Source organism: Arthrobacter sp. 2RAF22 (assembly GCF_052115325.1).
In the GTDB taxonomy this organism is placed as follows: domain Bacteria; phylum Actinomycetota; class Actinomycetes; order Actinomycetales; family Micrococcaceae; genus Arthrobacter.
The window spans coordinates 82,783-105,264 of the sequence record NZ_JBFRGL010000004.1 but is presented as its reverse complement, the minus strand read 5'-3'; the positions used below and the strand labels follow the sequence as shown (position 1 = coordinate 105,264).

The 22,482-nt window shown below is 65.0% G+C and carries 19 protein-coding genes; 9 read left to right on the top strand and 10 right to left on the bottom strand.

What is annotated here, in order from left to right:
- Nucleotides 1–127 precede the first annotated feature (127 nt).
- Nucleotides 128–730, top strand: coding sequence for a YdeI/OmpD-associated family protein (locus AB4068_RS05910; protein ID WP_306963287.1), 603 nt, complete (start codon nt 128–130; stop codon nt 728–730).
- Nucleotides 731–733: 3 nt separating this feature from the next.
- Here AB4068_RS05910 and AB4068_RS05905 read toward each other — a convergent pair whose 3' ends face one another.
- Nucleotides 734–1,243, bottom strand: a complete 510-nt coding sequence (locus AB4068_RS05905) for a hypothetical protein (RefSeq protein WP_059388555.1) — start codon at nt 1,241–1,243, stop codon at nt 734–736.
- Between the two features lie 29 nt (nt 1,244–1,272).
- Nucleotides 1,273–2,445, bottom strand: coding sequence for a glycoside hydrolase family 76 protein (locus AB4068_RS05900; RefSeq protein ID WP_332602448.1), 1,173 nt, complete (start codon nt 2,443–2,445; stop codon nt 1,273–1,275).
- Nucleotides 2,446–2,555: 110 nt separating this feature from the next.
- Between AB4068_RS05900 and AB4068_RS05895 the strand changes: the two genes are divergently transcribed.
- Both AB4068_RS05895 and AB4068_RS05890 read left to right on the top strand, forming a co-directional pair.
- Nucleotides 2,556–3,347 (top strand): SDR family NAD(P)-dependent oxidoreductase, encoded by a 792-nt coding sequence (locus AB4068_RS05895; RefSeq protein ID WP_059388556.1) that lies wholly within the window; start codon nt 2,556–2,558, stop codon nt 3,345–3,347.
- Nucleotides 3,344–4,606, top strand: a complete 1,263-nt coding sequence (locus AB4068_RS05890; RefSeq protein WP_441432906.1) for an acyl-CoA dehydrogenase family protein — start codon at nt 3,344–3,346, stop codon at nt 4,604–4,606. The genes AB4068_RS05895 and AB4068_RS05890 overlap by 4 nt, the downstream gene beginning before the upstream one ends.
- 43 nt (nt 4,607–4,649) lie before the next feature.
- Here the strand turns inward: AB4068_RS05890 and AB4068_RS05885 are convergent, their stop codons facing one another.
- The 4 genes from AB4068_RS05885 to AB4068_RS05870 form a co-directional block, all read right to left on the bottom strand.
- Nucleotides 4,650–6,992 (bottom strand): hypothetical protein, encoded by a 2,343-nt coding sequence (locus AB4068_RS05885; RefSeq protein WP_441432905.1) that lies wholly within the window; start codon nt 6,990–6,992, stop codon nt 4,650–4,652.
- Nucleotides 6,993–7,317: 325 nt separating this feature from the next.
- Complete coding sequence (locus AB4068_RS05880) at nt 7,318–7,650, bottom strand: L-rhamnose mutarotase (protein WP_059388558.1); 333 nt, start codon at nt 7,648–7,650, stop codon at nt 7,318–7,320.
- Between the two features lie 65 nt (nt 7,651–7,715).
- A complete protein-coding gene (locus AB4068_RS05875; RefSeq protein WP_441432904.1) occupies nt 7,716–9,110 on the bottom strand; it encodes an MFS transporter in 1,395 nt (464 codons plus the stop codon).
- 263 nt (nt 9,111–9,373) lie between these two features.
- Nucleotides 9,374–10,432: a LacI family DNA-binding transcriptional regulator gene (locus AB4068_RS05870; RefSeq protein WP_441432903.1), complete on the bottom strand. Its 1,059-nt coding sequence runs from the start codon at nt 10,430–10,432 to the stop codon at nt 9,374–9,376.
- A 214-nt stretch (nt 10,433–10,646) separates the two neighbouring features.
- Here AB4068_RS05870 and AB4068_RS05865 point away from each other — a divergent pair, with 214 nt between their 5' ends.
- The 3 genes from AB4068_RS05865 to AB4068_RS05855 are packed head-to-tail and all read left to right on the top strand — an operon-like array spanning nt 10,647 to nt 13,851.
- A complete protein-coding gene (locus AB4068_RS05865) occupies nt 10,647–11,783 on the top strand; it encodes a Gfo/Idh/MocA family protein (protein WP_284988692.1) in 1,137 nt (378 codons plus the stop codon).
- Nucleotides 11,783–12,997, top strand: a complete 1,215-nt coding sequence (locus AB4068_RS05860; RefSeq protein WP_441432902.1) for a dihydrodipicolinate synthase family protein — start codon at nt 11,783–11,785, stop codon at nt 12,995–12,997. Before AB4068_RS05865 ends, AB4068_RS05860 begins: the two co-directional genes overlap by 1 nt.
- Nucleotides 12,994–13,851, top strand: coding sequence for a sugar phosphate isomerase/epimerase family protein (locus tag AB4068_RS05855; protein ID WP_307052828.1), 858 nt, complete (start codon nt 12,994–12,996; stop codon nt 13,849–13,851). Before AB4068_RS05860 ends, AB4068_RS05855 begins: the two co-directional genes overlap by 4 nt.
- Before the next feature lie 62 nt (nt 13,852–13,913).
- Here AB4068_RS05855 and AB4068_RS05850 read toward each other — a convergent pair whose 3' ends face one another.
- Complete coding sequence (locus AB4068_RS05850; RefSeq protein WP_441432901.1) at nt 13,914–15,989, bottom strand: DUF6807 family protein; 2,076 nt, start codon at nt 15,987–15,989, stop codon at nt 13,914–13,916.
- A 145-nt stretch (nt 15,990–16,134) separates the two neighbouring features.
- Complete coding sequence (locus AB4068_RS05845) at nt 16,135–16,971, bottom strand: DUF1684 domain-containing protein (protein ID WP_284988696.1); 837 nt, start codon at nt 16,969–16,971, stop codon at nt 16,135–16,137.
- Between the two features lie 300 nt (nt 16,972–17,271).
- Between AB4068_RS05845 and ppc the strand changes: the two genes are divergently transcribed.
- A complete protein-coding gene (ppc, locus tag AB4068_RS05840) occupies nt 17,272–20,070 on the top strand; it encodes a phosphoenolpyruvate carboxylase (RefSeq protein WP_306963311.1) in 2,799 nt (932 codons plus the stop codon).
- A 197-nt stretch (nt 20,071–20,267) separates the two neighbouring features.
- Nucleotides 20,268–20,573 (top strand): hypothetical protein, encoded by a 306-nt coding sequence (locus tag AB4068_RS05835; RefSeq protein ID WP_059388561.1) that lies wholly within the window; start codon nt 20,268–20,270, stop codon nt 20,571–20,573.
- Nucleotides 20,574–20,590: 17 nt separating this feature from the next.
- Here AB4068_RS05835 and AB4068_RS05830 read toward each other — a convergent pair whose 3' ends face one another.
- Entirely contained in the window at nt 20,591–21,214 is a 624-nt protein-coding gene (locus tag AB4068_RS05830; RefSeq protein ID WP_059388562.1) for a DedA family protein, read from the bottom strand.
- A gap of 57 nt (nt 21,215–21,271) precedes the next feature.
- On the opposite strand from AB4068_RS05830, the gene AB4068_RS05825 reads away from it, so the two are divergent.
- Nucleotides 21,272–21,799: an O-acetyl-ADP-ribose deacetylase gene (locus AB4068_RS05825; protein ID WP_441432900.1), complete on the top strand. Its 528-nt coding sequence runs from the start codon at nt 21,272–21,274 to the stop codon at nt 21,797–21,799.
- Between the two features lie 21 nt (nt 21,800–21,820).
- Here the strand turns inward: AB4068_RS05825 and AB4068_RS05820 are convergent, their stop codons facing one another.
- Nucleotides 21,821–22,261, bottom strand: a complete 441-nt coding sequence (locus AB4068_RS05820) for an SRPBCC family protein (protein ID WP_059388564.1) — start codon at nt 22,259–22,261, stop codon at nt 21,821–21,823.
- Between the last annotated feature and the right edge of the window lie 221 nt (nt 22,262–22,482).

The following is a 22,482-nucleotide window of genomic DNA, read 5'->3' as shown; positions in this document are numbered from 1 at the left end:
GCGAGCGTTTCCGGAAAGGCCGATATACGTGAGCGAGCGTCGGGGTAAGGGCCCATATAGGTGAGCGAGGGTTGGGCGTGAAGTCAGTGGGCTTTCGCCACAGCCTAGCTGGCACCAGAATGGGGCCATGGCTGTTGAACTTGAAGAACTGATCGTCAAAGATGCTGCCGAGTGGCGGTCCTGGCTCGAAAAGAACGGCGCCGATAGCCCGGGCGTGTGGCTCGTGCTGCACAAGAAGGGCGGCAACGTGACGGAACTCGATTACGCCGCGGCCTTGGATGAAGCGCTTTGCTTCGGCTGGATCGACGGCCAAGGCAGAAGGCGCGACGACGAAAGCGTCTACCAGCGCATGACCCGCCGCGGCCCCAAAAGCCCATGGTCCAAGCGGAACGTGGGGCACATTGCCCGTTTGGAAACTGAAGGCAAGATGACTCCGGCCGGATGGGCCGCCGTCGACAGCGCCAAGGCCGACGGTCGTTGGGAAGCTGCCTATGTGGGCCAAGCGGACGCGGAAGTCCCCGAGGACCTCGCTGCCGCCATCGCCGCGGTTCCCGAAGCCCAGGCGATGTTCGATGTGCTGACCGCGGTCAACCGCTATTCCCTGATCTACCGCACCAACTCGGTGAAGAAGGCGGAGACGCGGGCCAGGAAGATTGCTGGCTTTGTCGAGATGTTGGCGAGGCAGGAGACCCCGTATCCGCAGAAGAAAAAGCCCGCGGTGGCAGAGTAGGACCTACTCGGACTTCTCCCGGGACAGAGCGACGATCCAGCCTGGACTGTCCTCACCGAGCCGCTTATCTAGCAAGACCCTGGCCTTGGCAGCGGCGATCTGCACCTTGCGGTCCTCGGCGCCCACCGAGGCAGGACGCTGTGAGGGGACGACGGCGCGGGGTTCGGACGCCGTGGCGGCTGCCAGGAGCGCGTCCTCAGTGCCGACTTTGAGGAGCGAGAGTTCCTCCCGTGACGCGAGTTCGCTGTGGCCCAGAATTTCGATGGCTTTTTGACCCATTTCGGCTTCGGAGCGGCTGCGGGACAGGGACGCGTCGAGGGCCCATTGGGCGCGGCGCCACCACTCGGACCTGTCATCCGCGCGCGCCTTCTGCCGCAGGGACAGGAGGCCTACGATCGCGGCAACCATCGCCGCGACAAGGACAGCGAGCGGGCTGAGCGCGCCAACGATCTGCCACCATTCCGGCGGCGCACCGACCAGAGTGACGGGTATCGGGCTCGGGATCGGGTTCACAGCTCCAGACTAGGCCCCGGCACTGACAATTATTGGACGCGCGCGGCGGCTTCCAACACCATCCACGCCTGCAGCTGGGTGGAGAGTTCGACGGCGGTGCCCGGCGCGTACGTCTCGGCCGCCGGGCGCTGCGGTTCCGTCGAGAAGACGAGCCAACCGCCGTCGTCCTTTCCGGAAGCTTCGTTGGCATCGTCGGTGCGCACCGTCCGTCCCGCCCACAGAGCCTCCGCGGTATCGAGGACCAATTGCCGCGCGGCAGCGCGGGTGGGGGCGGGCAACCGCACGTCTCCGGCGGCGAGCGCCAGGTAGCGGACGAGGATTCCGGTGAAGAGCCCGCCGTCGCCGGTGCCCTCGCCGCGGAGAACGAGCCTCCCCTGAGTGTCAGGCTCACGGACCGTCAGATGTTCGGCCACCGAGCCCACCAGGGCGGCGCCGCGTGCCAGGTTCGCGTCTCCACCGAGTTCCAACAAGGCGCCGAGCACTGGACCCTGGTTGTAGGTGTAGATCTCTTCGGCGACGACGAGCTTGCCCTCCTTGATCCACGCGCCGTCGAGGTATAGGCCGCGCGCGGGTTCGAAGAGCGTGGCGTCGAGCCAGTCCAGGAGCCCCTGTGCCCGCACTGGATGACCGGTCCGGGCGAAGTGCAAGGCCACCGGCGCCGTGGCCGGGGTGTTCTTGAAATCGCGCTTGGTGCTCCAGAAGGTGCCGCCGCCCATGTGTTGGGTGGAAGCCGATTCGAACTGCGGAGAGAGGCTTTTCTGCAACCGGGCGTTGCGTCGTCGGCCAGGCTTCTGCGCCCGCGCGGCCAAGGAATCCAAGCGCAGCACGGCGAGGGCCAGCCACGCCATGTCGTCGTAGTAGCTGTTGACGTAGCGCAGGAAGTTGCGCAGCCGGATGCTGGCGACCACGCGTGAAGCGAGCTCGCCGGCACTAGGGCGATCACCGCCGTCGAACCTTGATCCCGAGGCCAGTTCGCGCAACCCCGCGTCCACGAGGCAATCGACGTAGTGCGCCTGCCACCAGTAGTTCCACGACTGAAACGGAGAATGGCTGGAGGGCCGGACCGACGCCGCAAGATGGGTTCCTGGAAGGAAGAGGAGGCGCCGTCCGAAATGCCGGGTCACCGAGCGTGCGGCGTGGTCGGCCCGCGCGGCCCAATCCGGTGTTCCGGGGGTGCCTTGCGGGGTGTCGGCGGCGGACATGGTGACAGCCTAACGCCGCGCGCTTGGCCGCAGGCCCCTCACCAGTGCACAATCAAAGTGATTCAGTTAACATTCATTAACGGATTTTGGTTCTGCATCGAGGAGGATGGATGGACATCAAGGGCGCAGTTGCGTTGATAACCGGCGGGGCATCGGGTTTGGGGGCCGCAACCGCAAGGCGATTGCTCGACGCCGGAGCGTCGGTAGTGCTGCTTGACCTCCACTCATCTCCCGGCGAGTCCCTCGCCGCCGAACTCAATGCCGCGGGAGCCGACGGCAGGGCCGTGTTCGTCCCCGCCGACGTCACGAACGAAGAGCAGGTGCAGGCCGCCGTCGATGCTGCCGTCGCGCTGGGCCCGCTCCGGATCCTGGTCAACTGTGCTGGCGTAGCAACCCCGGGCAAAGTACTGGGCAAAGACGGTGTGCTGCCGCTCGAGAACTTCAACAGGGTCATCCAGATCAACCTCGTGGGGACCTTCAACGTGATCCGCCTCGCTGCCGCCGCGATGGCCCGGAACGAACCTGCGTCCACCGAACTCGGTGGCGAGGAACGCGGAGTCATCATCAACACAGCCTCCGTGGCGGCTTTCGACGGCCAGATCGGACAGCCTGCGTATGCCGCGTCCAAGGGGGCCGTGGCCGCGATGACGTTGCCCCTGGCCCGTGAATTTGCGCGCTCGCTGGTGCGCGTCATGGCCATTGCTCCAGGCATTTTCGAAACCCCGATGCTGGCCGGCTTGCCCCAGGACGCCCAGCTCTCCCTGGGCCAGCAGGTGCCGCACCCGGCGCGTCTTGGCCGCCCCGCCGAGTACGCCAACCTCGTGGCGCACATCGTGGAGAATGCCATGCTCAACGGCGAAACCATCCGCCTCGACGGCGCAATCCGGATGGCACCGAAGTGAGCCAGACGCACAAGCTCGCGGCCGCCGTCGAACACCCGGCTGGTTCGCTGCCTTCCTTGCCTTCGGCAGACTTTTTCGATTTCGAGTCCCTCCTCAGCGTCCAGGAACAGCGCAAGCTCAACGAGCTCCGGCAATTCCTGGCCACGGAAATCGCGCCGTATGCCAAGGATTGGTGGGACAAAGCTGAGTTCCCGGCGCACATCCTGCCCAAGCTCGCGGCCCTTCGCCTGAGCACCCCCACGCACCGCGGCTACAGCAGCCTGTTCGCAGGGCTCGTGATCGCGGAAATGACCCGCGTGGACACCTCCATTGCCACGTTCTTCATGGTCCACCACGACCTTTTCATCGAGGCGCTGTACGAGTTCGGCTCCAAGGATCAACAGGACCGCTACCTCGACGACGCCTCCAATCTGCGGACCACTGGTGCGTTTGCGCTCACGGAACCGGATCACGGATCCGACGTGGCCGGCGGCCTGCAGACTGTGGCCCGCCGGGTCCCCGGGGGAGCCGACGACGGCGGCGACTACTGGGTGCTGAACGGCGCCAAGCGCTGGATCGGCAACGGGACGTTCTGCGACCACATGCTGGTCTGGGCCCGGGACGAGGCCGACGGAGCTATTCGCGGCTTCATCGTGGACGGCACGCTGCCTGGCGTGACCCGCACCAAGATCGAGAACAAGATCGCCCTGCGTACGGTGCAAAACGCTGACATTGTCCTCAAGGACGTCCGGGTTGCCGAGACGGATCGTTTTTCCGGGATCAACAGTTTCGCGGACACCAACCACCTGCTGCGCGGATCACGGCTCATGGTGGCCTGGCAGGCCGTGGGACAGCAGTTGGCGGCGTTCGACGTCGCCCGCCAGTATGCGCTTGACCGCCAGCAGTTCGGCCGCCCGCTGGCGAAGTTCCAACTCATCCAGCAGCAATTGGTAGACATGCTCGGAAATGCCGTGGCCAGCATGGGGATGATGGTGCGGATCGCCCAGCTGCAGGAGGGTATCTACACGGACAGCAAGGGAGTGCGGCACGGCGGAGCCCAAATGGCCCAGGTGGCGCTGGCCAAGGCGTACTGCAGCGCCCGTATGCGCGAAACCGTGGCGATGGGCCGATCCATCCTGGGCGGGAACGGCATCGTGACGGACTACCGGATGGCAAAGATCTTTGCCGATGCTGAGGCGATCTACACCTATGAAGGATCGTTCGAGATCAACTCGCTCATCGTGGGCCGGGCCGTGACAGGGGTTTCCGCGATCGTTTGAGGGCTTTTGGCGGAGTATCGCGCCGGTTTGCGGAACCGGCTGCCTACATCGCGAGTCGCCTCACGTTGGTGAGCCCTTGGACCTGCACGGGAGTGCTGCTGCTCACCTTGGTGCCATTGGAGAGCTGGCCTTCTCCGTTGTAGCCCCATGCCCGGACGGTCCCGTCGGTGAGAAGGGCGTACGTGCTGAATCCGTTCGACGAGATCGAGGCGACCCTGCTCAGGCCGGTGACTCGGGCGGGGGATGCGGTATGGGTGGTGGTCCCGTTTCCAACCTGCCCGTTCGGGTTGTAGCCCCAGGCGCGGACCGTCCCGTCAGCCAACACTGCATAGCTCGTGCCGTAGCTGACCGAGATCGAAGCGACCGCGGTGAGACCAGGGACCCTAACCGGGATGCTGCTGTTTTGGCCGATCGGGCCGCCGCCCAGTTCTCCGGCGTGAAGTCCCCAAGCGCGAACCGTGCCATCGGTAAGGAGCGCATAGGCATGTCCCCCGTCAACCGCGAGGGAGGCAACGCCGGAAAGGCCGGCGACCTGAACGGGGATGGCGCTTTGCGGTGCCGAACTGCCGGAACCAAGCTCGCTGCTCAGGTTGTTTCCCCAGGCACGGACCGTTCCGTCGGTCAGAAGGGCATATACGTTCCCCCAGCAAGTGGAAAGTGATTCGACGCGCGCGAGGCCGGACACTTTGACCGGAGCGTCCCTGTTGATCGTGGTGCCATCCCCGAGCGCACCGTCACTGTTTTCGCCCCAAGCCCGGACCGTTCCGTCGGTCAACAACGCATAAGTCGCACTAAATGTAGCGCTGAGGGAAGCAACTCCCGTCAGGCCAACAACCTGGACCGGGGTGCTGCTAAAGGACAAGGCGCTGTTGTAGCCCGTGGTGGGACTATACCCGCGGGTGCCGTTTCCCAACTGGCCGTCGTAGTTGTTTCCCCATGCCCGGACCGTCCCATCGGCCAACAATGCATAGGCGTTGTCCGTATTGGCGACGATGGAGGTCACCCCTGTCAGGCCCGCGACTTGAACCGGGGTGTTCCGGTACTCGGTGGTGCCGTCGCCCAGTTGACCCCAGTAGTTGATACCCCAAGCCCAAACCGTGCCGTCAGCGCGCAACGCATACCTATTGGCGCGACCTTGAGCAGTCATGACCACATCGGTCAATCCCGAAACACCGATCGCCGAAAGACTGTCCGTATAGGTGCCATTGCCAAGCTGCCCGTAGCGATTGTCGCCCCAGATGCCCACGGAGCTCGTAGATGCCCCGGGAAGGTAGTAGTAGCCGGAGACGTCCGCAATTAGCTGGGTGGTGCCCCACGCGCGGTTGTAGAGCGTAACCTTGCCGTCGGCCCCGACCGGGACCGTGACGGAATTCGGAACAGTCTGCCCAGGCGAAAAGTTCACGTTCGATGAACCCGGCCGATCCGTCCCTGAGGCGTACGCCGTAATGAACCCGACCGACGTCGGGCCCGTGACAGTGAGGTTGAAAGTAACTGCCGCAACGTTGGCTGGAACTCCATTCGCCCCACCTGCCTGGAAAGACACCACCCCGTCAGCCCCCACAGGACCCCTGTTGCGGGTATCCAGGAAGCGTGTGGGCGCTACGGGAACAAATGCACCTGCTACAGTCGGCGTCCCGGCAACGTAGTAGCCGGATACGTCGGCGAGCAGTTGGGTGCTGCCGGACGAGCGGTTGAAAAGGGTGACCTTTCCGTCGGAGCCGACGGGGACGGTGACCGAGTTCGGAACTGTCTGGTCTTTTGCGAAGTTGACGTTGGAGGAGTTCGGGCGAGGTGTGCCGGAAGCGTAGGCGGTGATGAACCCGTACGACGTCGGGTTCACAACAGTGAGATTGAACGTGACTGCCGAGACCGTCGCCGGAATCCTACCCAACCCACCGACCTGGAAGGACACTGTTCCGTCCGGACTCGCGGGAGCGCTGGTCCGGGTTTCCAAGAGCCTGACGGGTGCGACAGGCACGAAGGCGCCCGGCACAGTCGGCGCTCCAGGGAGGTAGTAGCCCGAGACATCAGCGATCAATTGGGTGGTTCCCGACGAGCGGTTGAACAGGGTGACCTTTCCGTCGGCCCCTACCGGGACCGTGACGGAGTTCGGAACGGTCTGGCCGCCGGCGAAGTTCACGTTGGATGCGTCAGGTCGGTTGGTCCCGGAAGCATATGCGGTAATAAACCCGAAGGACGTGGGATCGGTAACTGTGAGATTGAAAGTAACAGCCGCCGCATTGGCCGGAATCCCGTTCACCCCGCCAACTTGGAAGGACACCGTTCCATCAGGGCCCACGGGAGCACTGTTTCGGGTATCCAGGAACCGCGCCGGAGCCAACGGGATAAATGCGCCCTCGGCGGTGGGTTTCGAGGTGGTACCCATGAGCGCTAAGGGTGTCGGTGCCGGAGCCGAGGCTGTATCCGCCTCTGCTGCGGGCGCCGCCAAGCCAGACCAAAGCAGTAGGATCCCCACGGTCGCTGCCACACTGGCAGTTCCACGCTTTATCCGTGCACTCAAAGAAACCACAACGCCCCCAATAAACATGCCCGGAAGTCTTAGGCAAGCCCCAATTCGTTCTTGCGGAAAGTACCACACTGGGCCGCTGTCCGGAATTCCAAGGGGCAGAGCACTTCCGGGGCTTGTTTCCCAGGCCGGAGCTTGAAGCGCGGCGATGGGAAACAAGCCCCGGTTTTCGGAACCCAAGGCCTCAACCCCGGAACAGCTGGTCCTCGAGATTGAAGATTTCCGTGAGCTGGACGAATCCTTGGTCGGGTGCCTGTGCGTCGTTTTCGAACAGGAGCGCCATTTCCGCCTGCCAGCGGGCATTCACGTCAGTCAGGGCCATGCGGGTCCGGGCCGCATCGAAATCGTCGCATTCCACGTACCCCACCAGCAGCCCGTCGTCAGCCAGGAACAGCGAATAGTTGTTCCATCCGGCTGCCTTGAGTTCACGCAGCATCTCCGGCCAGACGGCCGCGTGGCGGCGCCGGTACTCCGGAATATGGCTGGGTTTGACCGAGGAGCGGAAGCAGACGCGCATCGAGGTTCCTACCTTCTGTGAATCGTTTCATTCATGGGCGGCGAAGAGCCGCAAAATCGCGCAGCTTACCGGGTGCCGGCCCGGAACTGGCGGTATTCCTCGCGCGGAACCGGCGTCGCGTCCGGGGTGCCCAGCTGATTGAGGGGGATGCGGTATGTTTCCCGGGCCGACCAGGCGGCCACGGCTCCGATGATGCAGATTCCGAAGCAGATGGACCCGATGATGAGCGGTACGTTCGCGGACCCTGGCGGGGCGATTGCCGCGAAGATACTCGGAAGGAACGCGGTGATGACAAGGCCGATGTTCTGCGAGATGGCGAATCCCGTGACTCGGGTGCGCGCGGGGAAGAGTTCCTGGAAGTAGCTGGCGAACGTTGCATTCCAGACTTGGTAGAGCGTGCCCCACATGAGGATCGAGAGGATGATCGTGAGCAGTACGTTGTTCTGGCTGACCGCGTACAGATAGGCGTAGGCCAGCACGCCGGAGCTCAATGAGCCGAAGATCATCAACGGCCTGCGGCCGAACCGGTCCGACAGATCTCCGAACAAGGGGATGAGGGCCAGGGCGACGACGTTGGCCAGGACCGGGATCCAGAGGTAGACGGTGGTGCTCATACCGACGCCGTAGCCCGGCTGGGTGGCGTACGCGGCACCGAAGACTGCCACGGTGACGCCGACGACGTTGACCAGGGTCATGCAGATTGCGCGAACCACGTCGAGACCGCTTTCGCGCAGCACGCGGACGATCGGCATCTTCGGGATCTCTTGATGCGCCTTTTCTTCGGTGAAGATGGGGGTTTCTTCGACCCGGCGGCGGATCATGTACCCGGCGAACACCACAAGGGCGCTGAGGAGGAACGGAATGCGCCAACCCCAGGATTTGAACGATTCACTGGAGAGCATGGCAGAGAGCGGGAGGAAGACCGCGGCCGCGATAATCTGACCGGCCTGGGTACCCTGGAGCGCGAAGCTTGCGTAGAAGCCCCGGCGGCCGAAGGGTGCGTGCTCCACGATCATGGCGCTGGCACCGCTCAGTTCGCCTGCAACTGCAAAGCCCTGGATGAGCCGAACGGCAACCAGCAGGACGGGTGCCAGGACGCCGACCTGGCCGTAGGTGGGCAATAATGCGACGGCGAAGGTCGAAGCGCCCATCATGAGCATCGCCAGGACCAGGACATTCTTACGGCCATGCTTGTCGCCCCACTGTCCCAGGACGAATGCGCCGATGGGGCGGGCCACGTAGCCCACGGCGTATGTGCCAAGGGAAGCGATCAGCGCCACGGTCGGGTTTCCGGCAGGAAAGAAGACGCCGGGAAACACCAGAGCGGCGGCCTGTGCATAGATGAACCAGTCGTAGTACTCAAGGGCGCTGCCGATCCAGCCGCTGGCTGCCGCTTTCCTCGTGGTGCTGGACTGTCGCGGTTCGATTGAACTTCGCTGCCTGCTCGCGTCGATCTTCATATTGTCCTCCTTTGGACAAGTCGTTGGGGCCACTGGAAGGGCCTTCCCGTCTTTGGGTGTGGTTTCCAGCAGGAGTGCGGCGCCATTGCAAGAATCGGACTGAACTTCCGCTTGGTATGCGCTTTCCCATCTGGTAAGCGCTTTCCATGAGACACCCGCGCGGCCGTGCTGTCAAGGTTAAGGTGTTGCGTCGGTCACACTGGCGAGAGACGCTCGGCCCGGCGCGATCGCGTCATCGATGGAGCGGCCGCGAGCCAGGGGAACTACGGCGAACCCGTGCTCTTGCGGAGGGTGACGCTGCCCGCGACGGCGGCTGGACCGCCGCCGTCGTCGTCGGAAAGGGCCGCAATGGTTGCAAGCCGTCCGATTTCTTCGAGTGGCAGGCTTACGGTGGAGAGCGCCGGCCGGAAGTCCCGGAGCCATTGGATGTCGTCGAATCCTGCGAGGCTGGCGTCGTGGGGGATCCTGAGCCCCTGGTCCCTCAACGCGGCAGCCACGCCGATGGCCATGACATCGTTGCTCGCGAAAATGCACAAACGCTGCTCCGGCGCCGACTGGCCGGAGGTCTTGATCCGCCAGGCAAGCTCAATGCCGGCGTCGAAACCGCCGTTCCGGTTGAACGCGACGTGCACAACATCCGCGGCGGGTTGGCCGGCGTCGGACAAGCCGCGTTGGAATCCCATAACGCGCTCATCCGAAGTTGTTAGCCCTTCTGGACCTGCCACGATGACGAACGGCCCTTTGTGGGTGCGCGCCAACTCCCGCGCCAGATCCTGCGCAAGTTGTTCGTTCGGGACGGCGATGGTGCGGTAGTTGTCCGTTTCGGCGACGCCCAGGATCGCTTGCCCGACGACGCCCACTCGCCCGCCGTTGCGGCAGTAGCGGTCCAGTTCGGCGGCTAGCTCGGTGTTCGCGCGGGCGTCTTCGGAACGTGTTGAACGCGATCCTGCGATGACGATCGACTCGGCCCGCCGTGCAGCGAAGGCGGCGACGGCTTCCTTCTCCTCAGCGGGGGTGCCATTGGTGGTGGCGAGCAGCACCATGCGGCGCTCTTGCCGTGCCGCGGCCTGTACGCCTTGCGCTATGGCGGAAAAATAGGGGTCCGCGATATCGTGCACGATCAGGCCGATGAGGCCTGTGCTGGATTTCGCCAGGGCCTGGGCCTGGGCGTTCGCGATGTAGCCGAGGGTGTCGGCCGCCTGGCGGACGCGCTCGGCGATGTCCGGCGCGGGCGTCCTGGCGGACCCATTGAGTACCCGGGAGGCTGTGGCGGGGGAGACGCCGGCCAGTTTGGCCACTTCGGACAGCGTGCTTGCAGTCACGGACAACTCCTCTTCAAAGCCTCAGTCTCGGGCACTTTCAGCAACATCCGATTATTGCAGGCCCAACTAGCAGTGGGAAAGCGGTTGCCAGACCCGGGGCGGCGTGTCATCATGAATGCATTGGGAATGCGCTTTCCCACCTCATTACTTTCCATCTGAAGAAGGACTCATGGGCACCAATTCTGTTACAGCAACAAAGTCCATAAGGATCGCCATGAACGGCATCACTGGCCGGATGGGCTACCGCCAGCACCTGCTGCGTTCCATCCTTCCCATCCGCGACGCCGGGGGCTTCACCTTGGCAGACGGCACCCGCGTCCAGGTCGAACCGATCCTGGTTGGCCGCAACGAAGCGAAGATCCGCGAACTCGCCGAACTCCACAAGGTGTCCGAGTGGTCCACCGACCTCGACGCAGTTATCAACGACCCCACGGTCGACGTCGTTTTCGATGCGTCGATGACGAGCCTCCGCGCGGCGACGCTGAAGAAGGCCATGCGCGCCGGAAAGCACATTTTCACCGAGAAGCCGACGGCGGAGACGCTGGAGGAGGCCATCGAGCTGGCCCGCATCGGCAAGGAATCCGGGGTCACGGCCGGCGTGGTGCACGACAAGCTGTACCTGCCGGGGCTGGTCAAGCTGCGCCGCCTGGTGGACGAAGGCTTCTTCGGCCGGATCCTCTCGATCCGCGGCGAATTCGGCTACTGGGTCTTCGAAGGCGACGTCCAGGCGGCGCAGCGCCCTTCCTGGAACTACCGCAAGGAAGACGGCGGCGGAATGACAACGGACATGTTCTGCCACTGGAACTACGTCCTTGAAGGCATCATCGGCAAGGTCAAGAGCGTCAACGCCAAGACCGCCACCCACATCCCGACCCGATGGGACGAATCCGGCAAGGAATACAAGGCCACGGCCGACGACGCCTCCTACGGCATCTTTGAGCTCGAGACCCCGGGCGGGGACGACGTCGTCGGACAGATCAACTCCTCCTGGGCGGTCCGCGTCTACCGCGACGAACTCGTGGAGTTCCAGATCGACGGCACGCACGGGTCCGCCGTCGCGGGCTTGAACAAGTGCGTCGCGCAGCAGCGCGCCCACACCCCCAAGCCCGTCTGGAACCCGGACCTGCCCGTTACGGAGTCCTTCCGCAGCCAGTGGCAGGAAGTTCCCGCGAACGCCGATCTGGACAACGGCTTCAAGCTGCAATGGGAAGAATTCCTGCGCGACGTCGTCGCCGGCCGGGAGCACCGCTTCGGCCTGCTTTCCGCCGCCCGCGGCGTGCAGCTCGCAGAACTCGGCCTGCAGTCCTCGGCCGAGCGCCGCACCATCGACATCCCGGAGATCGTGCTCTGATGACTTCCCTCCTTCTTCCAAACCACGACGGCGGGACCCGCCTCTACAAGGTGCGGCCGGCAACGTCGTGGGCCAGGCCGACGTCGCCCTTGACCTCACGGCGTGCCTACGCCGCGGCGCACGTGATCCCCGAAGCAACGGCCGACAACACCCCGGGTGCCCCCGCGCGCTTGGACTGGGACGCCACCATGGCGTACCGGCACGAGCTGTGGTCCTACGGCCTGGGTGTTGCCGACGCCATGGACACCGCCCAGCGAGGCATGGGCCTGGACTGGGCCGCCACGCAGCAGCTCATCAAGCGAACCGGGGTCGAAGCGACATCCGTGGTGGCATCCGGCAACACCGCTACCGCCGGGAAGACCGTCAGGGACCTCGTCTCTTGCGGTGCCGGAACTGACCAGCTGGACCTGGACTCTGTCCCCGAGGGGCCCGCCGGAATCAATACCGTGCTGGACGCCTACCGCGAGCAGATCGCCGTCGTGAGCGAAGCGGGACCGAAGGTCATCATCATGGCGTCGCGGGCGCTGGCCAAGGTGGCAGCAAGCCCTGAGGACTATCTGCAGGTCTACTCCACGCTCCTCAGTGAGGTGGACCAGCCCGTCATCCTGCACTGGCTCGGGACCATGTTCGACCCCGCACTGGCCGGCTACTGGGGATCGGACGACGTCGCCGAATCAACGGAAACCTTCCTTGGCCTGATCCGGGACCACGCGGACAAGGTGGACGGAGTGAAGGTCTCGCTGCTCGACGCTTCGCATGAAGTTGCCCTGCGTGCAGCCCTTCCGGAGGGCGTCCGCCTCTACACCGGCGACGATTTCAACTACCCGGAACTGATCGACGGCGACGGCGCCCACCACTCGGACGCGCTGTTGGGCATCTTCGCCGCGATCTACCCTGCCGCCTCGGTCGCCTTGCAGAAGTACGACGCCGGCGACGCCGCGGACGCGCGCGCCATCCTGGACTCCACCCGCGAACTGGGCAAGCACATCTTCAGCGCCCCCACGTTCTACTACAAGACCGGGATCGCCTTCATGTCCTGGCTCAACGGCAAACAGCCCGGATTCCAAATGGTCGGCGGGCTGCATTCCGGGCGCTCCGTGGTCCACCTGGCACGCACCTTCGAACTCGCCGACCAGGCCGGGCTCCTGAGCGATCCCGCGTTGGCCGCCTTCCGCATGTCCGATTACCTCCGCATCAACGGGGTGAGCGCATGAACGACTTTTCGCGGCCGTCCGACTTTTCCAGATTGTCACTCAACAGCGCCACCACCAAGAAATGGACCCTCGCCGAGGCGGTGGACGGTTGCGTCCGTGCCGGGATCCCGGCGATCGGCCCGTGGCGGGACATCGTCGCCGACACCGGCCTGGACAAAGCGGCCAAGCTGATCAAGGACGCCGGACTTCGCGTTTCCTCCCTCTGCCGGGGAGGCTTCCTCACAGCCGCCGACGCCGAAGGGCAGGCCGCCGCTGTGGCGGACAACCGGGCAGCCATCCTCGAAGCCGTGGCCCTGGATACGCAGGAGCTGTTCCTGGTGGTCGGCGGACTCGCCCCGGGAGAGAAGGACGTCGTCGCGGCCCGCCAGCGCGTGGCCGACCGCCTCGAGGACCTGGTGCCCTTCGCCGTCGAACACGGGGTCCGGCTGGTGCTCGAACCCCTGCACCCGATGTACGCAGCGGACCGGGCCCTCATCTCGACGCTGGGCCAAGCGCTCGACCTCGCCTCGCCTTACGACGCGAAGGCGGTGGGCGTCGCCGTCGACACCTTCCACGTGTGGTGGGACCCGGAACTGAAGCAGCAGATCCAGCGGGCCGGCCGGGAAAACCGGATCGCCTCCTACCAGGTGTGCGATTTCAACCTCCCCATCGCCGCCGACGCCCTGCTGTCCCGCGGCATGATGGGCGACGGCGTGATCGACTTCGCGACGATCGGCAGCTGGGTGCGCGACGCCGGATACACGGGCGACATCGAGGTCGAAATCTTCAACCAAGACATCTGGGACGCAGACGGCGATTCAGTCCTGGAAACCATGAAGCAGCGCTACGCGGAACTCGTGCTTCCGTACGCCTAACGGCGCGGCGCGGGCGGGTCTGAAAGGGCGGGGCACGTTGCGTGCCCCGCCCTTCTGCGTGCCTAGCCTCCGGCGGAGACCCTGTTGGCCATCAGCTCGGCAACCTCGGCCGGAGACAGCTTGGCGTCGACGATCCACACCGTGAACGTGCGGACCAAGGAGTCGCCTGCGGCAAGCACCACTGGCCGGTCCCACGCGAGGGCCGAACCCACTGCGGGGTAATCCGCCATCCGGACGAACCAAGGATCCGGCGCCTCAGCCGGGGCAGCGAACACCAGGGTGGCGGGGCCTCCAGGGAAGTCGGCTGCCCAAGCCAGCCACGGTGACGCCGAGCCGTGGACTTCGGGTTCGCCGCGACCTTCGGCAGTGAAGACCTCAGCTTCGGCGCACGCAGGCAAGCGCCAGAAAAAGCCGCCGTAGCCGCTTCCGGGGGCGCCGTTTGAGCCGGGGCTGCCCAGCGAGGAGTCGACGACGGCGGTCAGTTCTGTTCTTAGCTCCAGTTGCCAGGTGCGGCGGTCGAGCTGCCGGGAGCCGGTGGTGCGGCGTTCGCGGAGAAGTTCGGCGCCGTCCGATGCCTGCCAACTCAATTCCTGCTCCAGCAAGCCGGGCCCGGACACTGTGGAGCGCTCGATGATGCGCCCATGGTCTTGCCGTTCTTCGTAAGGGCCCGACGCGCGGATGTACGTTTTGCCGCCCCAGAAATTGGTCCCGTTCACATCCTGCAAGGTGAATCCCGCGCCAAGGTGCCAGGGGTGGTCTGCCGGCAGGTGATCGGTTACGGGGACTCCGGCCAGTGTACGGACCGGGTGCAGATAGGGCCGCGGGGAGAGCCGCGTGGCAAGGCCTGTACCGCTCTGCACGGTCGCCAACAGGGCAGCGCCGCCAAGCTCGCCGCCGTCGGGCAGGCTCAAAACCGGCCTTCCGGCGTCGACGGCTGGCCGCGCCCAAGGCAAGCCGAGTTCGCTGAAGGTGGCGTGCGCCGCCGTCGCGCGTTCCAGGGCGTCTTCGATTCCGTCGACCACGGGACGGGCGGCGTCGCCCTCGCCCTCCCAGGTGACGTACTGCTCCGGTATCAGCGCCGGAGATTCCGCGGTGCGGATGGCTTCGAGGACCTGCATGAAGGCGCCGCTGTCCGCGAGCGGACTGATCAGCGGCGCCGCGGTTGCGGGCCCCGGCGTCGAGCGACGATGCTCCAGCAGGTCTTCGGTGAGGTCCACCCGGCCGTATACGGTTTCGCGCTTCCCGGCGGCAGAGCTGACAGTGAGGCGGTCTTCGGTGTAATGGAACACTGCAGTGCCTTCGCTGCCCTGCAGGGTGATGTACGGTTCCACGGACTCGGCGGCGCAGAGGGTGAGCGCGCACGTGATGGGCACGCCCGCTGCGGTGCGGATCCGGATGACGGAGGTGTCGTCGGCTTCGATGTCGTTGGCGCGGTACAGGTCCGTATCCACGGACGCAAGATCGTCCACGGTTTTCGCCCCGGCGATCCTCAGCGCTGTGGCGATGGCGTGGGCCAGGGGGTTGGTCGCCACCCCATCGACGACGTCGACGCCGTCAAGGCTGCGCTTACCCGCCCATCGTGAGCGTTTGTAATAGGCGCGGTCACGCACCCAACGCCCGGTGGCCGAGATGCCCAGGAGCGTGCCGATCTCTCCCGCCGCAAGGAGTTCATCAATGGCCTGGAGGGCCCGGGATCCGAGGCTTTGGAAGCCGACCTGGACGATTCTGCCAGCTGCGGTGGCGGCTTCCTGCAGGCGATTGAAGTCGGCGAGGGAAGCGACTGGAGGCTTCTCAAGGTACAGATCGGCGTGGGGGAGCGTCGTGAGGGCGAGTTGCGCGTGCGTCTGGATGGGGGTGGCCACAATGACGAGGTCCAACGCGGGGGTTCCCGCCAAGAGCTCGTCCAAGTTGCTGAATACCGCGGTTCCGGGCGGGAGGGCGCCGGGGGCGGGCGGATTCGGATCCGCCACGGCAACAAGTCGCACCACGCCGTTTGCCTGGAGCCTTTCGAGGTTCTGCAGGTGGTGCGCGCCGAAGCCGTGGACCCCAATAAGGGCCACCCTGCTGGGCTCATGGCCGGACTGTTTGTGTTCTGCCGGTTTGCGTTCTGCCGGGACGGGCGTGGACAGGGTGCCCATGGCTCTCCTCATCTGTCCCCGGGAGGCGGGGCTGCTGACGTCGGTGTCGTTTCAGGACCGCTTGGTAAGCGCTTTCCAAGAAGAGTGTACCTTGAGTCCAGGGGAGATGTAACGGCTTTGGTTTGCTGCGTTTAGGCGGTTGCGTTTAGACGATCCGGCCGGCCGGCAGTTTCTCCCCGGCCTCGACCGCCACGTCGATCGAATTTCCCGCTACAGGCATGGGGCATGTGCCATATGGGGTGAAGGCGCTCGGGTAGTTGATGGCGCGGTTGAAGTCGAGGACCACGGAACCGTCGGGCCGGGGGCGCGAGACGGCCAGCTTGCGCCATTCGTCCGTGGTGTTGCCGTTCGTCTCGTCGTGGAAGGTCACCGTGAGGGCTCCGAGCTTCTCGGCCTCGGCGTGCAGGCGGATCTCGTGGGGAAGTCCAGGCGCCCGGAAAACCACCTCGCCTACCGATCGGTGCACCCCATCCACCAAAGGATTGGCTGTCCCGATCGGCACATCCACGGGCTCGGGGTACGCCTCGAAGCGGCCTTCAAGCACCCAGTCCGGGTTGTATTCAAAGGTGGGAACGGCGTCGAACTCCGTCAACACCGGCGAGGAGTTGTCCCTCGTGCGGATGGCGTACTTGTCCGCGCGCATGGCCAGTTCCACCACCACTTCCGTGCCATCCGAGCCGCCGAACTGCACCCACATGAGCGATTCCTCGTCCTGGAGGGTGGCTGAAATCGTGCCGTCCACGGGAGCTCCCGTCTCCACGAGCGTGAGTCCGTCGGTCGCGCTCGCGGTGAGTGTCGCCGTCGTGCCGTCCGTCGACCAAAGCCCCGGGACGAGCTCGACGGCGGCGGGTGCGGATTCGAGCCACTGGAAAGAGGTGAGGGTCAGCCAGCCGTGGTCCGCAGCGAGGGCGGCGTTGCGGCCGGTGCGGAAACGTTGCCAGCGTTCCAGCTGGGCGTTGCTTGCGGGGGCTGTTGCGCTCATGGTTCCTCCAGCGGCTTGGGGCGGTGTTCGTTGGCTTAACCATGCACCCGTCGCCACCATTCCCGGAACCCAACTGACTAGCAGTTGTTGTCGTTTTGACGGCTCATAACGACAACAACTGCTAGTCAGTTGGGCCGGAGCGGGCGGGCGGAGCGCGCAGGCGGAGCCCGCGACAACATTTGAGACGGATTGCCACCGGCCTCAGGGCTGCGGGTAGGATTCCTTTGGAAATATTAGTAATCCGGCTCACAGTATCCAGCGCAGTGTACGGGCCACACCCAACGCCAGAAGGTATTTTTCATGGTTGACACTGCACATCTCAGCACCGACCTTGCCGCGGAACTGCGGGCCGATGTCCGCCGCGTCTCCACGCTTCTCGGAGAGTCATTGGTCCGCCAGCATGGCCCCGAGCTGCTCCAGCTCGTCGAGCAGGTGCGCCTGCTCACCAAGGAATCCAAGGAAGCCGCCCGCGGCGGCGCCGATGCCACAGGCCCGTGGAGCGCGCACGACGTCGTCGCCCAGGTCCGTGAGTTGCTCGCCTCATTGCCGCTTGAGGAAGCCACCGAGCTGGTCCGCGCCTTCGCCTTCTATTTCCACCTCGCCAACGCCGCCGAACAAGTGCACCGCGTCCGTGGACTGCGCACCCGTCAGGAAAAGGACGGCTGGTTGGCCAAAGCCGTGGCCGAGATCGCCGACGAGGCCGGAACCAAAGCCCTGCAGGACGTCGTCAATGAGCTGGACGTTCGTCCTATTTTCACCGCGCACCCCACCGAAGCCTCGCGGCGTTCGGTGCTGGACAAGATCCGTAAACTCTCGGACGTCCTGGCCGAATCCACCGTTGAGGGCACGGCCGCCCGCCGTCGGCAGGACCGCCAGCTCGCCGAGATCATCGACCAGATGTGGCAGACCGATGAACTGCGCCAGGTCCGCCCCACTCCCGTGGACGAGGCCCGCAACGCCATCTACTACCTGAGCAGCATCCTGACCGATGCCATGCCGGAAATGCTCACGGACCTTTCAGAGCTGCTGGGGGAGCACGGCGTCGTGCTGCCAGCGCACAACGCCCCCATCCGTTTCGGTTCCTGGATCGGCGGAGACCGCGACGGCAACCCGAACGTCACCGCTTCGGTCACGCGAGAGATCCTGCAGCTGCAGAACCAGCACGCCGTGCGGATCAGCATCTCGATGATCGACGAACTGATCTCCATCCTCTCCAACTCCACAGCCTTGGTGGACGCGGAAAAGGATCTCCTGGACTCGATCGCCGTCGACCTCAAGAACCTGCCCGGCCTGGACAAGCGCATCCTGGAGCTGAACGCGCAGGAGCCCTACCGCCTCAAGCTGACCTGCATCAAGGCCAAGCTCATCAACACGGGCCGCCGCGTGTCCGCATCCAGCCACCACGAACCCGGCCGCGACTACGCTTCCACCTCGGAACTCCTGGCAGAGCTCGAGCTGTTGGAAGCCTCGCTGCGTAAGCACTCGGCTGTGCTCGTGGCCGACGGCGCCCTGGCCCGGGTCCGCCGGGCGATCGCTTCCTTCGGGCTGCACTTGGCGACCCTCGACATCCGTGAGCATGCCGACTACCACCACGACGCCGTCGGGCAGTTGGTGGACCGGATCGGCGTCGGAACTCCCTACGGCGAGTTGAGCCGCGCCGAACGCTTCGAGCGGCTGAGCGCGGAGCTGGCTTCGCGCCGCCCGCTGTCCGGCCACCCCATCAAGCTCGACGGCGACGGCGACCGCACCTACGACGTCTTCCGCAGCATCCGCCACGCCCTCCAGACGTACGGGCCCGATGTCGTCGAAACCTACATCATCTCCATGACGCGCGGCGCGGACGATGTCCTGGCTGCCGCTGTGCTGGCCCGCGAAGCCGGACTGATTGACCTGTTCGGCGCGGCTCCGTATGCCAAGATCGGCTTCGCCCCGCTCCTGGAGACCGTGGAAGAGCTGCGTGCTTCGGCCGAAATCGTTGACTTGCTGCTCTCTGACCCGTCGTATCGTGAGCTGGTACGGCTGCGTGGCGATGTCCAGGAGATCATGCTCGGCTACTCGGACTCCAACAAGGAATCCGGTGTCATGACCAGCCAGTGGGAGATCCACAAGACCCAACGCAAGCTACGCGACGTCGCCGCCAAGCATGGCGTCAACGTCCGTTTGTTCCATGGCCGCGGCGGTTCCGTAGGCCGTGGTGGCGGACCGACCTACGACGCCATCATGGCCCAGCCCAACGGAGTGCTTGAAGGCGCCATCAAGTTCACCGAGCAGGGCGAAGTCATCTCGGACAAGTACTCCTTGCCGGAGCTCGCCCGCGAAAACCTTGAGCTCTCCCTGGCGGCCGTGATGCAGGGTTCCGCGCTGCACCGCACCCCGCGCACCTCCGACGACGAGCGCGAGCGCTACGGACACGTCATGGAGATTATTTCCGACGCCGCGTTTGCCCAGTACCGTTCCCTGATCGACGATCCGGACCTGCCGGCGTACTTCCTTGCCTCGACGCCGGTGGAGCAACTCGGATCCCTGAACATCGGCTCGCGGCCCTCCAAGCGGCCGGATTCCGGTGCGGGACTGGGCGGGTTGCGGGCCATTCCGTGGGTCTTCGGTTGGACGCAGTCCCGGCAGATCGTTCCGGGCTGGTTCGGCGTTGGCTCAGGCCTGAAGGCAGCCCGCGAGGCAGGCAACACCGCTGAGCTTGCCGAAATGATGAAGCGCTGGCACTTCTTCCAGTCCGTGATTTCCAACGTGGAGATGACCCTGGCCAAGACCGACATGGACATCGCCGGGCACTACGTGTCTTCGCTGGTTCCGGAAGAGCTGCACCACCTGTTCAAGGCGATCCGTACTGAGTACGATCTCACGGTTGCCGAGGTGGAACTCCTGAGCGGCGAAACCGAGCTCTTGGAAGCCCAGCCGACGCTCAAGCGTTCCCTCGAAATCCGCGACCAATACCTCGACCCCATCAGTTACCTGCAGGTGGAGTTGTTGCGTCGCGTCCGCGAGGCTTCCATTTCCGGTGCCGAGATCGACGAACGCCTCCAGCGGGCCATGCTCATCACCGTCAACGGCGTGGCCGCCGGCCTCCGGAACACGGGATAGCGGCTCCTTCCGTTCCTTCCCTTCCGACGCTCGCTCACTTATGTGGGTCTTTTGGCGCACGCTCGCTCACATCATGTGAGCGAGCGTGCGGCAGGGAGGGCTTGTTTGGGAGCGAGGGTTGCGTCCGTCCGACCCTCGCTCACATATATGCGTCCTTCTGGAAACCCTCGCTCACATCGAGCGTTTAGGGTTGAGGGATGCCGTCGTTCCAGACCAAGTTGAAGATCACCGGGCTCAAACCAGGAAACCCGCCGGAGTCGGTAATGGCCGCTGCGCTTGAGGCCCTGGAAACGCGTCATCATGTCGAATCCAATCAGCTCGACATTGTTGGTGGCGTCGCCCAAATCAGCCTCCGCTTCCTCGTGGAGCCGCGCGACTATCCGGGCGAGAACAGCGAGGCCCGCGCGTCGGCAGCCATGATGCGCGACGCCGTCGAACGCGTAGCGCTCACAGGGAACCTTTATGTGCTGCGTCGCAAACGGGGGAAATGGTCGCCGGTTTGAGTCCGACGCCGGGACGCCTAAAGGTGCGGCGGCTCGCCCGGCTCGTCCACCGGCGAGCGGTCACCCCGGCGATGCGTGACGATCACGCCCACCACGACGCCAATCAGCAGACCCACGCCGACGCCGATCAGTGAGCTCGCCCAGAACGGAAGCTTCGTCGTCGAGCCCGTAAAGTAACCCAGCCCGGTCTGCCATGTGGCCCACAGCAGCCCGCCCAAGCCGGCGCAGAGACTGAAGCCGCGGGAGGAAACCTCTGCGATCCCGGAAGCAGCCGACGCAGCCAGCCGCCCGCCGGGGATGAACCGGGCTCCGATGATCGCGCCGTAAGTGGAGGATCGCCCGGCCCTGGCGATCGCCCGGTGGATGCCCTGATGGACTTTGCGGCCCCACGCCCAACGGTCCAGGATGTGTCCCAAGCGACGCTTGAAGAGTTGGAAAACAATCATGTCGCCCAGCCAGGAGGCGACGGCGGCCATCAAACCCACCAACCACAGGTTGACCCGGCCCTCCGCTGCCAGCGCGCCACCGGTGATCACCAACATTTCGGACGGGATGGGCGGGAAGATCGCGTCGCCCACCACCATGGGGATGATCCAGGCATAGATCGCGGCTCCCCAGCCATCGGCGGTGGTGATGTCCATGGGCACAAATTACCGCACTTTGGTGCATCCACCGGAGTGTCGTGCAAGACTGGCGCCATGCGGCTCGAAATCCTGCAAGGTGACATCACCACGCGCGACGTCGACGCGATCGTCAACGCCGCCAACTCGTCATTGATGGGTGGCGGGGGAGTGGACGGCGCGATCCATCGCGCCGCGGGCAGGGAGCTCCTGGCCGCGTGCATGGAGGTGCGCGAACGGTACCCGCACGGGCTGCCCGTGGGCCAAGCCGTGGCTACCCCCGGGTTCAAATTGCCTGCCCGATGGGTGATCCACACAGTTGGCCCCAACCGCCACGCGGGCCAGAACGATCCGGAACTGCTGGCGTCGTGTTTCCGCGAGAGCCTGAAAGTGGCAGCGTCCCTCGGAGCGAGTTCCGTTGCGTTCCCCGCAATCAGCGCGGGGGTCTACGGCTGGGACGCGCGCGAGGTCGCCGCGGTAGCGCTCGACGCCGTCAGCCGGCTCGACGTCGAAAGCTCCAGCGGGCTGGAACTCGTCGAATTTGTGCTGTTCAGTGCGGAGACGACCGACGTGTTCCGGAGCGTGTTCGGGGCTACGGACGGGTGAGGGCACGCTTTCGCAGCGGCGTCAGACGGACTGCGCCTCAAGCACGGACTTCAACTGCCCTAGCTGTCCGACTTCCGACTCCATGGTCTTGGTGATCATCGAGCCCATGAGCTTCATGAAGCCCTTGGGCTGGAGATCCAAGGCAAACCGAACGGTGGTGCCGCCGTCGGCCTCATTCAGGGTGAAGGATCCTGTTGGGCGGGCGGGGCCCGCGATGACCTGGAAATCGAGCCGCTTGCCCGGCTCGGCCGCGGTGATCTCGTAATCGCCGGCGATCGTGCGACCACCGGGGCCAGCCATCGTTTGCGAGTACACGGCACCCTTGTTGCCTGCTTCTCCGCTTGCGAGGGCGACATTCTTCACGCCCGGACGCCACAGCTTATTGTTCAGCCCGTCCGCGAGGAAGGCGTAGACGTCGTTTGCGGGGCGGTTGATCGAGACTTCGTTTTCAGCGTGGGCCATGTGGTTCCTTTTCGCGAGACCGAACACCGCCCGCGGTTGTCGGGCCGGCAAAACCGAGCATATACGCCCGGTCCGCTTGGCAACTCGGGAACGCGCCATTGTTTCGTCGGCCCCGGATCCTGAACACCCGTCCCCGACGCTCGCTCGGGTACGTGGGTGTTTGGGGGGACGCTCGCTCACATATGTGGGTGTTTGGCCCGACGCTCGCGCGGGTACGACCC

What these genes read in the sequence shown, in the direction of transcription:
- AB4068_RS05900 (WP_332602448.1), bottom strand. Translation starts at nt 2,445, where the DNA reads ATGTCCGCCGCCGACACCCCGCAAGGCACCCCCGGAACACCGGATTGG.
- AB4068_RS05880 (WP_059388558.1), bottom strand. Translation starts at nt 7,650, where the DNA reads ATGCGCGTCTGCTTCCGCTCCTCGGTCAAACCCAGCCATATTCCGGAG.
- AB4068_RS05830 (WP_059388562.1), bottom strand. Translation starts at nt 21,214, where the DNA reads ATGGACATCACCACCGCCGATGGCTGGGGAGCCGCGATCTATGCCTGG.
- AB4068_RS05865 (WP_284988692.1), top strand. Translation starts at nt 10,647, where the DNA reads ATGAACGGCATCACTGGCCGGATGGGCTACCGCCAGCACCTGCTGCGT.
- AB4068_RS05885 (WP_441432905.1), bottom strand. Translation starts at nt 6,992, where the DNA reads ATGGGTACCACCTCGAAACCCACCGCCGAGGGCGCATTTATCCCGTTG.
- AB4068_RS05910 (WP_306963287.1), top strand. Translation starts at nt 128, where the DNA reads ATGGCTGTTGAACTTGAAGAACTGATCGTCAAAGATGCTGCCGAGTGG.
- AB4068_RS05875 (WP_441432904.1), bottom strand. Translation starts at nt 9,110, where the DNA reads ATGAAGATCGACGCGAGCAGGCAGCGAAGTTCAATCGAACCGCGACAG.
- AB4068_RS05820 (WP_059388564.1), bottom strand. Translation starts at nt 22,261, where the DNA reads ATGGCCCACGCTGAAAACGAAGTCTCGATCAACCGCCCCGCAAACGAC.
- AB4068_RS05855 (WP_307052828.1), top strand. Translation starts at nt 12,994, where the DNA reads ATGAACGACTTTTCGCGGCCGTCCGACTTTTCCAGATTGTCACTCAAC.
- AB4068_RS05850 (WP_441432901.1), bottom strand. Translation starts at nt 15,989, where the DNA reads ATGGGCACCCTGTCCACGCCCGTCCCGGCAGAACGCAAACCGGCAGAA.
- ppc (WP_306963311.1), top strand. Translation starts at nt 17,272, where the DNA reads ATGGTTGACACTGCACATCTCAGCACCGACCTTGCCGCGGAACTGCGG.
- AB4068_RS05895 (WP_059388556.1), top strand. Translation starts at nt 2,556, where the DNA reads ATGGACATCAAGGGCGCAGTTGCGTTGATAACCGGCGGGGCATCGGGT.
- AB4068_RS05845 (WP_284988696.1), bottom strand. Translation starts at nt 16,971, where the DNA reads ATGAGCGCAACAGCCCCCGCAAGCAACGCCCAGCTGGAACGCTGGCAA.
- AB4068_RS05825 (WP_441432900.1), top strand. Translation starts at nt 21,272, where the DNA reads ATGCGGCTCGAAATCCTGCAAGGTGACATCACCACGCGCGACGTCGAC.
- AB4068_RS05860 (WP_441432902.1), top strand. Translation starts at nt 11,783, where the DNA reads ATGACTTCCCTCCTTCTTCCAAACCACGACGGCGGGACCCGCCTCTAC.
- AB4068_RS05835 (WP_059388561.1), top strand. Translation starts at nt 20,268, where the DNA reads ATGCCGTCGTTCCAGACCAAGTTGAAGATCACCGGGCTCAAACCAGGA.